Annotated in this window: 14 protein-coding genes; 2 read left to right on the top strand and 12 right to left on the bottom strand. The window is 61.1% G+C overall.

Annotated elements, in window-relative coordinates; all coding sequences use genetic code 11:
- The first annotated feature begins 46 nt into the window (after positions 1 to 46).
- Positions 47 to 859 carry a YiiX/YebB-like N1pC/P60 family cysteine hydrolase gene (locus tag AC1D13_RS10910; protein WP_457281443.1) on the top strand — a complete coding sequence of 271 codons (813 nt, stop codon included), beginning with the start codon at positions 47 to 49 and terminating at the stop codon, positions 857 to 859.
- Positions 860 to 906: 47 nt separating this feature from the next.
- On the opposite strand, the gene AC1D13_RS10905 is transcribed toward AC1D13_RS10910, so the two are convergent.
- Positions 907 to 1,380 (bottom strand): hypothetical protein, encoded by a 474-nt coding sequence (locus AC1D13_RS10905; protein ID WP_457281444.1) that lies wholly within the window; start codon positions 1,378 to 1,380, stop codon positions 907 to 909.
- A gap of 254 nt (positions 1,381 to 1,634) precedes the next feature.
- Here AC1D13_RS10905 and AC1D13_RS10900 point away from each other — a divergent pair, with 254 nt between their 5' ends.
- Positions 1,635 to 2,639 (top strand): aldo/keto reductase, encoded by a 1,005-nt coding sequence (locus tag AC1D13_RS10900; protein ID WP_457281445.1) that lies wholly within the window; start codon positions 1,635 to 1,637, stop codon positions 2,637 to 2,639.
- A 47-nt stretch (positions 2,640 to 2,686) separates the two neighbouring features.
- Here AC1D13_RS10900 and AC1D13_RS10895 read toward each other — a convergent pair whose 3' ends face one another.
- From AC1D13_RS10895 to AC1D13_RS10845, 11 genes are all read right to left on the bottom strand, one after another.
- The gene (locus AC1D13_RS10895) at positions 2,687 to 4,105 is read right to left on the bottom strand and encodes an FAD-binding oxidoreductase (RefSeq protein ID WP_477689531.1); all 1,419 of its coding nucleotides are present in this window, start codon (positions 4,103 to 4,105) and stop codon (positions 2,687 to 2,689) included.
- Complete coding sequence (locus AC1D13_RS10890; RefSeq protein WP_457281447.1) at positions 4,105 to 5,133, bottom strand: serine endopeptidase; 1,029 nt, start codon at positions 5,131 to 5,133, stop codon at positions 4,105 to 4,107. Before AC1D13_RS10890 ends, AC1D13_RS10895 begins: the two co-directional genes overlap by 1 nt.
- Before the next feature lie 30 nt (positions 5,134 to 5,163).
- A complete protein-coding gene (locus AC1D13_RS10885; protein WP_477689530.1) occupies positions 5,164 to 5,979 on the bottom strand; it encodes a DUF2145 domain-containing protein in 816 nt (271 codons plus the stop codon).
- 13 nt (positions 5,980 to 5,992) lie between these two features.
- The gene (locus AC1D13_RS10880) at positions 5,993 to 6,451 is read right to left on the bottom strand and encodes a hypothetical protein (protein WP_477689529.1); all 459 of its coding nucleotides are present in this window, start codon (positions 6,449 to 6,451) and stop codon (positions 5,993 to 5,995) included.
- A gap of 30 nt (positions 6,452 to 6,481) precedes the next feature.
- The gene (locus tag AC1D13_RS10875; protein WP_457281450.1) at positions 6,482 to 6,946 is read right to left on the bottom strand and encodes a YiaA/YiaB family inner membrane protein; all 465 of its coding nucleotides are present in this window, start codon (positions 6,944 to 6,946) and stop codon (positions 6,482 to 6,484) included.
- A gap of 128 nt (positions 6,947 to 7,074) precedes the next feature.
- A complete protein-coding gene (locus tag AC1D13_RS10870; RefSeq protein WP_477689528.1) occupies positions 7,075 to 8,028 on the bottom strand; it encodes an alpha/beta fold hydrolase in 954 nt (317 codons plus the stop codon).
- 55 nt (positions 8,029 to 8,083) lie between these two features.
- Complete coding sequence (locus AC1D13_RS10865) at positions 8,084 to 9,121, bottom strand: hypothetical protein (RefSeq protein ID WP_477689527.1); 1,038 nt, start codon at positions 9,119 to 9,121, stop codon at positions 8,084 to 8,086.
- Positions 9,118 to 9,996 (bottom strand): methyltransferase domain-containing protein, encoded by an 879-nt coding sequence (locus tag AC1D13_RS10860; protein WP_457281453.1) that lies wholly within the window; start codon positions 9,994 to 9,996, stop codon positions 9,118 to 9,120. Before AC1D13_RS10860 ends, AC1D13_RS10865 begins: the two co-directional genes overlap by 4 nt.
- A gap of 15 nt (positions 9,997 to 10,011) precedes the next feature.
- Positions 10,012 to 11,388 (bottom strand): FAD-binding oxidoreductase, encoded by a 1,377-nt coding sequence (locus AC1D13_RS10855; RefSeq protein ID WP_477689526.1) that lies wholly within the window; start codon positions 11,386 to 11,388, stop codon positions 10,012 to 10,014.
- Between the two features lie 21 nt (positions 11,389 to 11,409).
- Entirely contained in the window at positions 11,410 to 11,766 is a 357-nt protein-coding gene (locus tag AC1D13_RS10850) for a DUF805 domain-containing protein (RefSeq protein WP_457281455.1), read from the bottom strand.
- Positions 11,763 to 13,721 (bottom strand): MFS transporter, encoded by a 1,959-nt coding sequence (locus tag AC1D13_RS10845; RefSeq protein WP_457281456.1) that lies wholly within the window; start codon positions 13,719 to 13,721, stop codon positions 11,763 to 11,765. The genes AC1D13_RS10850 and AC1D13_RS10845 overlap by 4 nt, the downstream gene beginning before the upstream one ends.
- Between the last annotated feature and the right edge of the window lie 13 nt (positions 13,722 to 13,734).

Here is a 13,734-nt window from a genome sequence, read left to right as displayed (position 1 = left end):
GCTTGTTTTGTTCATTCCAACCCCGTATTTGACTGGAGCCCTGCGCATGCCGAAAACCTCACCGCAGGCCACGATGGCCCGACTGCTGTCCCTGGTGACTGTCCTGGGCAGCTTGCTCCTTGCGCTTGGCGGCTGCGCCACGGCCATCAAGCCGCATGCGGAGACGGGTGCGCCTATGCTGGGTTTTCAGAACATGGCCCTGAACCCGGGCAATGGTGGAGAGCTGATCAGGCCCGACGTCCTGCTACCGGGCGACATCATCCTCACCGCTGAAAACGGCATCAACTCGGTGGGCATTCGCCTGATCACGCTATCGCCGGTCAGCCATGCTGCGATATATATGGGCAACCGGCAGATCGCTGAAGCCGTGGGCTCAGGTATTCGCGTGCGCAGCGTGGACGCGCTGCTCAATGATGAGGCGACGGTGGTGGCGTTTCGCCATCCCGACCTCACCGCCGAACAGGCCATCAAGATCAACACCTTCGCTGCCAGCCATGAAGGCAAGAAATACAACTATGTCGGCGTGATGCTGCAGGCGCCTTTCGCGCTGGAGCGCCGCATGTGCGAGCTGCCGCTGGTACCTTCCATGGTGCGCGACTTCTGTATTCGCGGCATCGCAGCCGTGCAGCTGGGGCTGGGTCGCAATGACCAGTTCTTCTGTTCGCAATTCATCCTGGAGGCCTACCGCAGCGCCGGCCTGCCGCTGACCGACGCCGACCCCCGGCTGATCAACCCCGGCGACCTGCTGCACATGCGGGAGGGCGATGTGCCCTCCATCATGATTCACAAGCCGCTGAGGTACGTGGGGCACCTCAAGGCGGCGCCCCAGATCGTCGCCGTCGAGCAGATGCAGCAGTAACCGGCGCCGCTGTTGCGGTCGTTATGGCGACGGCCATTTCAGTTGATTCAACCGCCGATGTGCATCGTGAACTGCGCGCCGTTGGAGAGCTTGCACTGCCCCGTCCCCATCGTTGACGAGTTCATCTGGTAGCGGCAACTGATATAGCTGCCCCGGCTGCCGGAGCCGTTGGCCACCCCTTCGCGCGTTGAAGAGCCTGCGATGCGCGTAGCTTCCCCGTTAAAGCTTTCACCGTTGATGTTGGTGGTGAAGGTGCCGCGCCCGTTCATGTCATTGGTCACCACCGCGCCCACCATGCCGTAGGCCTGGGCGGTGTCGTTCGCCGGGTACAGCCGCGCCGCAAAGGTCGTGCTTGCCGGCATGGCCGGTGTGACATACACCGTGGAGGAAACCGGCGGATGGCCGGGTTGGACCGGCACGACGTAGCAGCCCGTCAGGGCAGTGGCACCCAACACCGCAGCGGCCAAAGCCGTGCGACGCGTCAGGCGTGACAGGGAGAACAGGGAGGAATCGATCTTCATAAATAACCCGAAGGCCCAAGCACATGCTTGTAGAGGCAGTGTGGAGCGGAATGCCCTAAAAGTTTCGTTTAAAGATACAAGATCATTAAATTAGTACGATTAGCATCAAATAAGGATACCTCACCGAAAACCGACATATAAACAGCAGGTCTTCATGGCGGGGGCCGCAGTCACCAAATAGCCGACGTGCAGCGCAAAGATTCAGGCTCAGGCACCATCAGCGATCCTGCCCCTTTTTTTTTGCAAAGATGACCATGCAATACCGCCGCCTTGGAAACAGCAACCTCAAAGTCTCCGTCCTGTGCCTGGGCACCATGATGTTCGGCAAGCAGACGCCGTTTGAAGAAGCAGGCCGCATCGTGGCGTCGGCGCGCGAGCACGGGCTCAACTTCATCGACACGGCCGATGTCTACAACCAGGGCCAGTCCGAAAAAGACCTGGGCAAGCTGCTCGCGGGCCAGCGGAACCACTGGGTGTTGGCCAGCAAGCTGGGCAACCCTGTCAGCGAGGCCATCAATGAAGGCCACTACTCCCGCCGCTGGCTGGTGCAGGAAACGGAGGCCATCCTGGCCAGGTTGCAAACCGACTACCTGGACATTCTTTACCTGCACCGTGACTACCATGACGCCAACCTGGAGGAGGCGGTGCGTGCGCTGGGCGACCTGATCCGCGTGGGCAAGATCCGCAGCTTCGGCCTGTCCAATTTCAGGGGATGGCGCATTGCCGAGGTGGTGCACCTGTGCAAAGCGCTGGGCGTGCCGCAACCCGTGGTGTGCCAGCCGTACTACAACCTGCTCAACCGCGGCCCGGAGGTTGAAATCCTGCCGGCCTGCGGCCACTACGGCATGGGAGTGGTGCCTTACAGCCCGCTGGCGCGCGGCGTGCTGACCGGCAAGTACCCGCCAGGCCAGCCGCCGGCCGAAGGCACGCGCGCGGGCAGCGGCGACAAGCGCATCCTTGAGACCGAATTCCGCGAAGAGTCACTCGTTATCGCGCAGAAGATCAAGGCGCGCTGCGAAGCCCGGGGACAAGTGCCCGGCCAGTTCGCCGCAGCCTGGGTGCTGGCCAATCCACTGATCAGTTCGGTCATCGTCGGCCCGCGCACCCTGTCGCACCTGGAGGATGTGTATGGTGCGGTGGAACTTGTGCTGGACAAGGACGACGAAACCTTTATTGATGATCTGGTCGTGCCCGGCCACGCGTCCAGCCACGGCTACAACGACCCGGGTTACCCATTTTTTGGGCGGCCGATGGCCTGAGTCGAGGAACCTGCGGCTTCTGTCGGCCTTTCGGGAACGGCTTCACATCAGATCTGGTACTGCGACCACAAAGCATTCGTGAACCGCGACGCGCCAATATGCTCACGCAACTTGCTGAACCTTGGCGCCTGAGGGTAAGCACGAAGAAATTGTTCCTTTGTCGCGTGCAGCTGATACGGCAGGTAGTAGGTACCTTCAAGTGCCAAGGCCAGATCGATCATTGAGCGAGTCCATTGCGCAGCGTGTCGCTGCGCATAGACCGACATGCCCTGCTTATAGTAAATCACGAAAGAAAATACATCTTGCCGCGCCCAAGCCATCAGTACCGCATGATCAGGCGGCGAGTGGCGTATTGAAACATTCACCGTTCCCGTAGGAATCGTTTGCAAGATGTCTGCCATCTTTCGCGCGAAGCTCGTGAAGTGGCGCTCCGGAACAAAATACTCTTGCAAAACATAAGTGGAAAAATCCCGGCTCGCTGGCTCCAGCTGCGCAACGTCAAGGCTGGCTTCATAATTGCGCCACACCACGGCCGGGGTATCTTCGATGGAAGTAGCGGCTTTTCCCCGGAGCAAAGCTCCGCCAGGCAACTCCGTCATGGCCCAGAAGAAAAATTTCTCTTTCGTGTAGGGGCGACCCGGCGGCGTCAGCCGCTCCTGGATGGTCAAGGGCTTGTCGGTGCGTGACCACGTGACGCAATGCGGATAGCCAAACCGGTCCGGGAATAAATCGGCGTTGTGCAACAGCACGTTCGGGTCAGACTGGATCTTCTCGCGGAACCAGCCCGGATAGTCTTCAATGGAAATGCGGTTCGTTGATCTTTCTATGCGAAAGTTTTCATCGAGATTGAGTTCAATCTCCGTGACGACGCCAACCCCTCCATATCCGCCAATGGCGGCATGAAAAAGTTCTGAATTGATTTGCCTGCTGGCTTCAACCACCTCACCGTCAGGCAAAACGATCTGCAGGGCCCTGACGGAACGGCTCACAGGCCCGTGCCCGACATAACGCCCATGGCAATTCACCGACACCGAACCTCCCACCGTGAAACTGGCGTAGCTCTGCATGGTCTGGACCGCCAGCCCCTGCGGGTCGATGATTGTTTGCAAGTCGCGCCACCGCATACCGGCCTGGACTCTGGCGGTTCGTTTGGCAGGGTCGAATTTCACCACTGCATTCATGGAGCGCATATCCAGTTGCAGTCCGCCTTGAATTGCGGTTTGTCCACCCATGCTGAATCTGCCGCCGCCGACACTCACGCGGCCTTGCCATTTTTTTAAAGCCTGCCGGACATCATCGGTCCCACGAATTTCCGCGATCCCGGCCACCGTCACAGAACTCAGATGCGTGACATTGCACACACTCAACGGATCGACCGGGCATTTCGCCTCGGCATTCAGTTGCGTCAGCGCAGCACCACCCGCGATTGCCGATAGCGCCCTCCTGCGCGATGGGTCAAAGCGCATTAGCTGGCACCGCAGGAATGGCAGAACCTGGCGAACGCGCTCTTGCGCGTGGAGCACTTCGCACAATGGTCGAACAGGCCAATGCCGCAGTGCGGACAGAAGTCAATCACCGGATTTTTCAGATCCACCACCCGCTCACAGCCCGGACACACGCCTTTGGAAAGCCTTGTCAGTGCCGTGTCGTAGCTCAGTTCCTCGCGGCGTTGCACGTTCGGCAGCTGCTCGATCAGCTTCTGCTTTTCCAGGTATCGGTTCAGCGAAACAATGGCCTGCCGGCCCACCAGCGCCGTGACGACAATGCCCACGATATAACGCACATAACCACCGTAGCTAGGCAGGTAAGGCACCAGCTCGACGAAGAAGGCAAACACAGCAAAGAAGATAAAACCCCACACAAAGGGCCAGTAAGTCGTCTCGCGCTTTTTCGCAAACAGCCAGCCGGCCGCCACCAGCAACGGGAGAGTCAGGGCCAGGCGATACAGAAAGACGCGCAGTTCCACACGCCGGTATTCGGCGTTGAGTTGCACCTGGGCAGCCTCTTCCATCTCCGCCAGCTTGCGGCGTTCGCGCGTCGCACCCTGCCGGGCATCCAGTGCCGCCTGCTGCTGAGCTTCTACGGCGACGCCCGCCGCGCGTTCACGGTCTTTCAGCCCGTCCAGCGCCCGCGTACGCGACAGCAACTCGGTGTCCTGTTCAGCCAGTTGCGTGGCACGCCGTGTAGACAGCCAGTTGTCGAAGGTTTCACGCGCTGCGGCCGAATCCGCCTGGGCTGCCCGGCGTTTAAGCTGGGCTTGCTCCAGCGCGGTTTGCGCGTCACGCTCGGCCCGCTCGGCCGTTTTGATGGTGCCGCGCAGCGCATTGCTGGCCGTGGCGTCCATGTAGTCGTCGACCGAGAGCTGCTTCTCGACTTTCGGCAAATCGCCGACCACCGTGCCACCCAAACCGATCAGGAAACCGGCAAACACCAAAGCCACCAGCCAGAGGCCGCGGTGCATCCATTTTTCCGTCAATCGCAAAGTGTTGGCCACGGTTATCTCCGTTTTCTGGAAAACAGGTTTTCACAGTTTGATGACGGTCACGGGCTTGCCGGGCACCGTCATTTGTGCGCGTTGCAGCCAGTCAAACACCGAATCCACCGTGACGGTCTCAATGCGGTCAGAAAACCGTTTGTCGTTGGGATGGTCGTCAAACGCGATATTCGCCGCGGTCACGCGCCCGCCCAGGCGGGTCAAAGGGCCCAGCTTGAGCGTGGTGGGCTCGTAGCCCTTGAATTGCAGCCAGGCCTGAGCCTTCTCACGTGTGGTCACCCCGGGTTCCATCGCGGCGGCCACGGTTTCAATCGCCCATTGGTTGGACTGCTGGTACTTGCGGCCCCACACGTAGCTCACGATGCTGTAAGGCTTGTGGTGCATGGCTGTCAACCGGCCCGGGTCTTGCAGCAGCGCCAGGAGGCGTGCCTGGACTTCCGGCGCAGGCGCCACCCAGGCGGCTTCGTAACGCCACGGGTCGTCCAGGAAAAACTCGCCCAGTCCCTGGCGATACACCGCTGAGTCGCCGGTGCCGCAGGTGTTGAGCTTGTGCACCACCCGCCAGGTTATGCCGCCCTGACCGTCGGGCAGCTGATAGGCCAGGCCCAGATGCGAATAGCGAATGCCGTACTTGCCCAGGTCTTGGCCTGCCCGCGCCAGCACCACCACCTTCTCGCCGCTGGCATTGAGCGACGCCAGCGTCTTCTCGGCCAGTGTCATGCCGCGCTCAACGGTCTGAGGGTTGGTCTTGCGCGCTTCGCAGGAACGCCCGGCATGGACAGTTGGGGTGGCGCCCAGGAAAAAAGCCGCCAGCAACAACGGCAGGAAGACTCGAGTGATTTTCATGGGGTACTCCGCCTTATTGGGTCAACCGCTCGTTGTGCAGCAACGCGCGGCCTAGCGCATTGGGAATAAAGGCAATGGCCTCTCCGGCCGCCGACAGCACCACCCCGGCACTTACCACACTGACCACCACGGCGGTGCCGACGACCATGGAAACGCCGGCAACGCCCCGGCCGACCACCTCGATGCTGGCGCGGGCACCGTCGGAGGCGCGCTCCAGCACGTACACCGTTCCCCTTGCCGTGCTCTCCACCGTTTTGACCACCAGCACCGTACCGGCCGTAGACAAAACCACAGGCACAGCGACGACTGCACCCACCGCGGCGCTGGCCGTGACTACGACGGAGGCTACCGGCAGTGCCGAGACGGCACTGAGAGCGGAAGCCTCCGATTGGGCTTGCGCATTAAAAGATGCCGTAGCACCCGCCAATATTGCGCAAACAGCTATTAAATATGTAGCAAATGACTTTTTCATGATGCGTTCCAGAAGCAGAGGTGTTGTTACTTAGTCGCTGGCCGCGTGACCGCGGGGCCCGCGGCCCATACGGGCTTCGCTCAAGTCGGCTTCGTGCCGGTCGCGCAGGGTTTTGGCCAGGGTAAAGCTGCAGGTGATCAGGTAGAGCCAGCTCACGCCCAGGAAAGCCTTGTAGGTTTCATTGATCTCCATGCGCCACAAACCCCAGCCCGTCAGCGACATCGCCAGGAAGAAGCCACCCCACACCACCAGCTTGAACATCGGGGTGTCCGTCAGCCGGCCTTCGGCCCGGCTTTGCTCCTGGTCACGCACATACTTGGCCAGCACGAAAGCGGCCGACAGGCAGAAGAAATACCCCATGATCATGAAAGCGCGGTCCAGGTCCTTGCCGGGCAGCCAGGACAAGCCCACAGCGCAAAGGAAAACTGCAATCACGAACGAGGCCCACACCTGAACCTGCCAGGGTTTGGAGTCACGGTGTATCAGCGTCTGCATAAAAACCTTGCGGTTGTTGAGGTGCCGCTACTGTGCGGGCCAACGCTGCAAAATCACGCGAGTAACGATACAGATCCTCAGCAATGATCGAAGAGTATCGAATTTTGATACTTATCCAAGAAACCGGTTCAAGGATGTCTTAGCGCCTCGGTCATGCGCATATTGAACAAGGCCGGATCCTCAATTTGCGGAATATGACCGACGCCAGGCAATACCAGCAGTCTTGATCCGGCGACCAGGCGCTGCAGGGTTTCGGCCTGGGACAGCGGCGTGATCGTGTCCTCTTGCCCCCAGACCAAGGTCAGCGGCATGGGCAGCTCGCGGAAACCTTCAGGTTTCTCGCTCAAGGACTTGCCGCTCTCGCCGGCAAATTGCGCGGCCCAGTCGCCCAGGCTGGCGGTGAAGCCGTCCAGCACGAAAGGCTGCCGATAAATTGCCGTGCGCGAAGGCGTGACGACCTCCTTGCGAGCCACGAACTGGCGCAACCAGAATTCGCTGAACAAGGGCTGAGTGCCCACCGTGGCAATCAGTGCCGTGCGCAGCGGGCGAATGCCAAAGAGGCTCGCCGCCACGCCGCCGCTTTTCGCCGGTGCGGGATATTCCATCAGGCCGATTGCCGCATCGACGAGGATGAGATGGCGCACGCGGTCGGGTTGCAGCATGGCGGCTTCGGCCGCGGGCCCGCCGCCATAGGAGTGGCCCAGCAGTGTCACCGGGCCAAGCTTCAGCGCATCAATCAAGCCGATGATGCGGCGCGCCTGTGCGTTGCGACTGTAGTCGCGCGCAGCAGGCCGCGTGCTGAAGCCGAAGGGCGGCAGATCCACCGCAATGACGCGATAGCCGGCGGCGGCCATGGCCTTCACGTTCTGGTCCCAGGTGCCGCTCCATGCGCCGGTGCCGTGGGTCAGTACCAGGGGCGGCGCGGCCGGGTCGCCGAATTCCTGCACGTAAATGTCCACGTCATGCGCATGCAGCCAGCGCCCTTCCCTGGGCGCCGCCTCGCGTGGGCTTTGGTCTTCAACCCACAACATGCGGGCCCAGGAAAAAGCCACGACCAGCAACAGGCAGGCCGCCAGTGCCATGAGTACGCGCCACGGGTAGAAAAGCCAGCTGCGCCCTGGCTTCTGCCCACGCCCTCTAGTAGTCAAAAATGTGCTCCACCTGCAGATTGCCGGCTTGCCACTGGCGCAACGACTCGGCCAGGTGTTTGACGGGCACCGTCAACACCACCCGCTGGATGCCGGGCCGGGTGAGGATGGGTTGCCTCAGCAGGGGTGTGGCCGGGCTGGTGGGCTCCCAGGTGCCTGGCGCCAGCACGCTGACCAGGATGAATGAATCATTGCCTGCGATCTCGCTGAAATTGACGCCTTGCACCGCCAATGCCTGGGCATAGCGCATGAATGCCTCATAGCGGGGGATGGTGACCAGGGCCGAACCGTCGGGCTTCGGTGAGAGCACTTTGAGTTCCGGCAGCGCGGCGTCGGCCCGCGGCACAGGCTTTGCCACCACGGCAGTGACCGGCAAGGGCGCATCGTAGATCGTCTGCGTACCCAGCTTGATCAGCCGGGCATAACCCGCCTTGACCAGGTATTCGGTCGTGAGTGCAAAGCGGCGCTCCCACTTGCGGACCATGTCCGGCCCGGTGAGAGGCACATCGCGCCAAAGGCCTGCCAGCGCCTTGTCGAAGTCATACAGGTACCAGGGCTCTACGCGGATAAACCGCACATAGTCCTGTGCAACGCTGGCCGCATGCCTGTCCTCGGGCGTGGGCCGGCCGGCCAGTGATTCGGCGAGCCGCCCGACGAGCGTCTCATAGGCCGACTTGAGCGCATATTCCACCGTCGTGCTGGTGCCTATCACCATGATCATCAGGTGATAGCCGGGGTTGAGGTCGAGCCCGTGGCGGCGCGTCTCGTCAAAGACGGCTTTGTAGCTTTCCCAGAACTGGCCGATGTGGCCATAAAAAGGAAAGCGGCTGGGCGCACTGGCACCTATGAACTCGCCGTACTCATAGGGGCTAAATACCAGGAACCACTCGGGATAAGTCAGCAGCGTCTGCTCGACGCCGCGCACATGCTCGGACCCCGCCACCGGCGCAGGGCCGGCGGCCGGCGCCATTCCGACAAGCGCGGCGAAGGCGCCCGCAACTGTGAGATTGCGCAGCCAGCGCATCACGCGGCAGCCTCGCCGGATTTTGTGAACGCCAGCAGCACGTTGTCGGAAGGATCGTGCGCCTGCAGCTCGCGCTTGCCGCTGTCCTTCAGTCCACGTTCGCCAAGGTAAGCCACCCACTCGGCGACGGGACGGAAGTAGCGCAGCTCTCGCTGGTTGGTTTCCCATGCGCCGTTCAGGCCGGCATTGAAGACGGTGTGCACCAGCGAGACAAACGTGAACATCTCGGGCGTGGTGACGTCATGGTCGCGCAGGATGAACATGCCGCCCGGCTTGAGCACACGCACGATGGAGGCAACATAGGCATCCAGCTTGTCCAGCGGGCAGTGGTGCAGGCCGATATAGCAGGTCACCAGGTCCACGCTGGCATCGGGAATGCTCGCCGGCAGCGGGTCATAGTCGTTCATCGGCACAAAGCTGCCGATCTTGAACAGGCCGCCGCGCTCTGCGATGTCCACCGGCGAGTTGGTGGGCGCCACATCATTCACCAGGGTGACGGGGCCAGTCACCTTGATGCGCTTTTTCAGCTCGCTGATATAGCGGCCGGTGGAGCCGATCTCGACATAACCGTCAATCTGCTTTTTGTCGCCCAGCAGCCGCTGGGTCTGGTCGGCCATTTCCTTCTTCTGCTTGAAGAGTGCCGGCAACGCCAGCGTCAGGTCCGCCATGAAGGGCTTGATCTTCGGCAGTTCACGCTGGAGCCTGCGGTAAATGGCTTCATCGTTGTCGAGTTCGGCCGAGGTGTTCTTGATCAGTGTGTGAAACCGGTCCTCAGGATAAAGGCGGTAGATATTCTGCAGGAACTTGTAAAAACCGTCGTGCCAGCGGGTGACGCTGAAAACGGCGCGAAATTCCGAGACGGGTGAGGTGGTGGTCATGGCAGGTCCTGTCGTTCAGGTGTTGGAATCGTTCAGCGTGGGGTTCAATGTGGGGGCGTAGTATTTGTCCCAGAGCACATTGCGCAAGCGGAACTGCGGATCGAGCTTGCGTTTCAGGGCGAACAGCTCTTTGGCCCGCGGATAGGCGGCGTGGAACTGCTCCGGCGTTGCATGCGGCTGGTAGGGCAGGTAGTAGCTGCCGCCGACACGGATGGCCGCATCAATCAGCTCGCGCGTCCAGACCGACACGCGGTTGATGGCGTTGTCCCGGGTGCGCTGCTTGTAATAGAGGACAAACGCAAAGGTCTCACCCCGGGCCCAGGCCAGCAGGGTGCCGGGGTCGGGCCGCGCATGCCGCACCGACACGTTAAGCGCATTGACGCGATAGCGCTGCAGGATTTCCGCCATGATCGGCACGAAGTCGTCAAACCGCTCCACCGGAATGAAGTATTCCTGCAGCACATAGGTCGTGTACTTGCGCGAAGCCGGCTCAAGCTCCGCCACGTCGTAACCCGCCTCGAAGTTGCGCCAGTGCACCTTGCGGAAAAAATAAAGGAGGGGGTCGATCAGGTATTCGCGCCGCCATTTACCCAAGGGGGTCTCGGTCACGGCCCATACAAAGTAGCGGTTCACAGAGTAGGTTTCGCCGCCTTGCTGCAAACGTCTTGGCTCGGTGGTGGCTTCGTCAGTGCGCGCCCAGGTGACGGAGCGCACCTTGCGGTAATGCGGCGGGTACAGGTCGGCATTGTGAAAGACCGCGTCCTGGAAATACCTGACCTTGGCCTTGAAGTGGCTGATGTATTCGGCCGCGCTCATCTTGCGGGCCAGCCGCTTGACCTTGGTGTTGTCCGCCAGGTCCAGTTCGGCCTCAACGATCACGGCCACACCGCCATAGCCGCCGATCACAGCGTAAAAGAGTTCCGCATTGACGGAAGGCGAAGCATCCTGCACGCTACCGTCGGCCAGCACCACCCGGATCTCCCGCACCGACATCACCACTGCACCCAGGCCCATGTAGCGGCCATGGCAGTTCACACTGAGTGCGCCACCTACCGTGAAATTGGCATAGGTCTGCATGATTTTCACAGCAAGGTCGTGCGGATCGACAAAGCGCTGGATGTCGCACCAGCGAATGCCAGCCTGCACGCGTATGGTTTTCTCCATCGGCGAAAAGCGGATGATCTGGTTGAGTTCACGCATGTCCAGGTGCAGGCTGCCGGGGCTGGCAGTCTGCCCGCCCATGCTGAAATGCCCACCGCCCACCGACAGCGGGCCATCGGTACGGCGCACGGCATCGCACACCTCTTCCACGGTTTTGGGTTTGCTGATGGCCCAGACGGCAACCGGGTTGAGGCCGGTCACATCGTTCACGATCAAAGTGTTGTTGTGCATGTTGTGGTCCCGCGTCATCCTCTACCGCACCACCAGATAGTCGCCGCGCGGCGCCAACGGGTCGGGGCCCCAGCGATTGTCTTGCGGCAGGCCGCGCCTGAAGGCCAGTTGCCACGCCAGCCACAACGCACCGGCCACCGGCACCAGGACCAGCAGCAGCCACCAGCCCGAACGATTACGGTCATGCAGGCGCCGGATGCAGAGCAATATCAGCGCCGCCAGTACCGGACCATTGATGAGCCAGGCCAGCACCACCGAAGGGGCCGGCCCTGCGGCTGCCCAGGCCAGGTACAAAACCGCCCACGCGATGAGGCCATGCAGCCAGAAGCCACCGCGAGAAATCCTGCCGCCAGCTTTAAAAAATTGAAGCGCAGTCATGTCTTGTCCTGTCCCAGAAGTTGTTCCACCTTCGCCCTCAGATCCGAAGGCTCCACTTTGTCCGCAGCAATTGGCATGCCTACATTCAGGCCCACCCGGTTGAAGAGCCCGCGCCGAAAGGGTCTGGTCATGGCGACTCCTTTTTCGGCGCGGCTGAAAAATGAACCCCATAAGTCGGTCAGCGCCATCGGCACCACATTGACCTGCACACCATCACGCCGGGCATTCTCCAGAATCTTCATGACGCCGCCTTTGAACTCCTGCAGTTCGCCATTTTTTGTAATACCGCCCTCGGGAAATATTGCGAGCAAATCGCCGTCACGCAGCACCTTGGCGGCGGCTTCGAAAGCCGCCTCGTACAACGCCGGGTCTTCCGTCCGCGGTGCAATCGGGATCGCCTTGGCCAGCCGGAACAGCCAGCCCAGAACCGGCATTTTGAAGATGCGGTGGTCCATCACAAAGTAGATGGGGCGCGGGCTGGCGGCCATCAGCAGCACCGGGTCGACAAAGCTGACGTGGTTGCAGGTCAGCACGGCGGCGCCGGCGGCAGGGATGTTGTCGTCACCGGTGATCTTGAAGCGGTAGACCAGGCGCGAAGCAATCAGTGCGATAAAACGCAGCAGGTACTCGGGAACCAGCATGAAGATGTAGAACGCCACCACTGCATTGGCCAGTCCAACGAACAGGAATATTTGCGGAATGCTGAACCCGGCCTTGAGCAGGGCGCCGGCCAGGATGGCGCTGACGATCATGAACAGCGCATTGAGAATGTTGTTGGCCGCGATGATGCGCGCCCGGTGCGTGGACTGGCTGCGCAACTGGATCAGCGCGTACATCGGCACGCTGTAAAGGCCAGCAAAGAGGCTGAGCAAGGCCAGGTCGATCATTACGCGCCAATGCGCAGGCTGCGACATGAAGGCGCCCAAGGTCATGACGGGCGCTGACGGCAAGCCGCGCGAGGCGAAGTAAAGGTCAACCGCAAACACGCTCATGCCGATGGCTCCCACAGGAACCAGCCCTATCTCGACGTGGCGTTTGCTGAGCACCTCACAGAGCAGCGATCCGGTCGCGATGCCGATGGAGAAAACGACCAGCAGCAAAGACGCCACCTGTTCATTGCCGTGCAGCACCTCTTTGGCAAAACTCGGAAACTGGCTCAGAAATACCGCACCAAAAAACCACATCCAGCTGATACCCAGCATGGAGCGGAACACCACCAGGTTGCCGTTGGCAAGCTTGAGGTTGCGCCAGGTTTCTGTCACCGGGTTCCAGTTGATTTTCAGGCCTGGGTCAGTCGCAGGCGTCAGCGGAATGAACTGCGAGACAAGCCGGCCAACCAGTGCGAGGCCGATGCATGCAATGGCCACATAGTCCGGCCCGACCTGGGGTACGGCCACCATCAGCCCACCCACCACCTGGCCCAGCAAAATGGCCACAAAGGTGCCCATCTCAACCATGCCGTTGCCGCCGGTCAGCTCGCGCTCGTTGAGCGCCTGCGGCAGATAGGCAAATTTGACCGGGCCGAATATCGTGGAATGCAGCCCCATCAAAAACGTGCACCCCAAAAGCACGGGCACCTGGACATTGGCGTTGCTGCTCATGAAGCCGACCGCAGCGATCAGCATGATCACCACTTCCAGGTTTTTGACAAAACGGATCACGCGCGTCTTCTCGAACTTGTCCGTGAGCTGCCCGCTGGTAGCAGAGAACAGCAAAAACGGCAAGATGAACAATGCTCCGATGGCCAGCCCCGCCAGCGCGGGAGGCAGCCAGCTCACGCTGAGCTGGTAGGTCACCATCACGGTGAAGGCAAACTTGAAAAGGTTGTCGTTGGCCGCGCCTGAAAACTGCGTCCAGAAGAAAGGGGCGAAGCGGCGCTGCTTGAGGAGCGCGAACTGGTTCGGATGCTCGTGAACGGGGGGTGGCGACACCGCGGCGGCCATATCAACAGGCATGCTTGACTCCTCT

Source organism: Polaromonas sp. P1_E12 (assembly GCF_056405975.1).
The sequence above is the reverse complement of the archived record's forward strand: the minus strand, read 5'-3'. Positions and strand labels throughout refer to the sequence as shown.

Coding starts and splice junctions, on each gene's coding strand:
- AC1D13_RS10860 (WP_457281453.1), bottom strand. CDS start 9,996: ATGACCACCACCTCACCCGTCTCGGAATTTCGCGCCGTTTTCAGCGTC.
- AC1D13_RS10885 (WP_477689530.1), bottom strand. CDS start 5,979: ATGAAAATCACTCGAGTCTTCCTGCCGTTGTTGCTGGCGGCTTTTTTC.
- AC1D13_RS10870 (WP_477689528.1), bottom strand. CDS start 8,028: ATGGCACTGGCGGCCTGCCTGTTGCTGGTCGTGGCTTTTTCCTGGGCC.
- AC1D13_RS10895 (WP_477689531.1), bottom strand. CDS start 4,105: ATGCGCTTTGACCCATCGCGCAGGAGGGCGCTATCGGCAATCGCGGGT.
- AC1D13_RS10845 (WP_457281456.1), bottom strand. CDS start 13,721: ATGCCTGTTGATATGGCCGCCGCGGTGTCGCCACCCCCCGTTCACGAG.
- AC1D13_RS10905 (WP_457281444.1), bottom strand. CDS start 1,380: ATGAAGATCGATTCCTCCCTGTTCTCCCTGTCACGCCTGACGCGTCGC.
- AC1D13_RS10900 (WP_457281445.1), top strand. CDS start 1,635: ATGCAATACCGCCGCCTTGGAAACAGCAACCTCAAAGTCTCCGTCCTG.
- AC1D13_RS10855 (WP_477689526.1), bottom strand. CDS start 11,388: ATGCACAACAACACTTTGATCGTGAACGATGTGACCGGCCTCAACCCG.
- AC1D13_RS10875 (WP_457281450.1), bottom strand. CDS start 6,946: ATGCAGACGCTGATACACCGTGACTCCAAACCCTGGCAGGTTCAGGTG.
- AC1D13_RS10910 (WP_457281443.1), top strand. CDS start 47: ATGCCGAAAACCTCACCGCAGGCCACGATGGCCCGACTGCTGTCCCTG.
- AC1D13_RS10850 (WP_457281455.1), bottom strand. CDS start 11,766: ATGACTGCGCTTCAATTTTTTAAAGCTGGCGGCAGGATTTCTCGCGGT.
- AC1D13_RS10880 (WP_477689529.1), bottom strand. CDS start 6,451: ATGAAAAAGTCATTTGCTACATATTTAATAGCTGTTTGCGCAATATTG.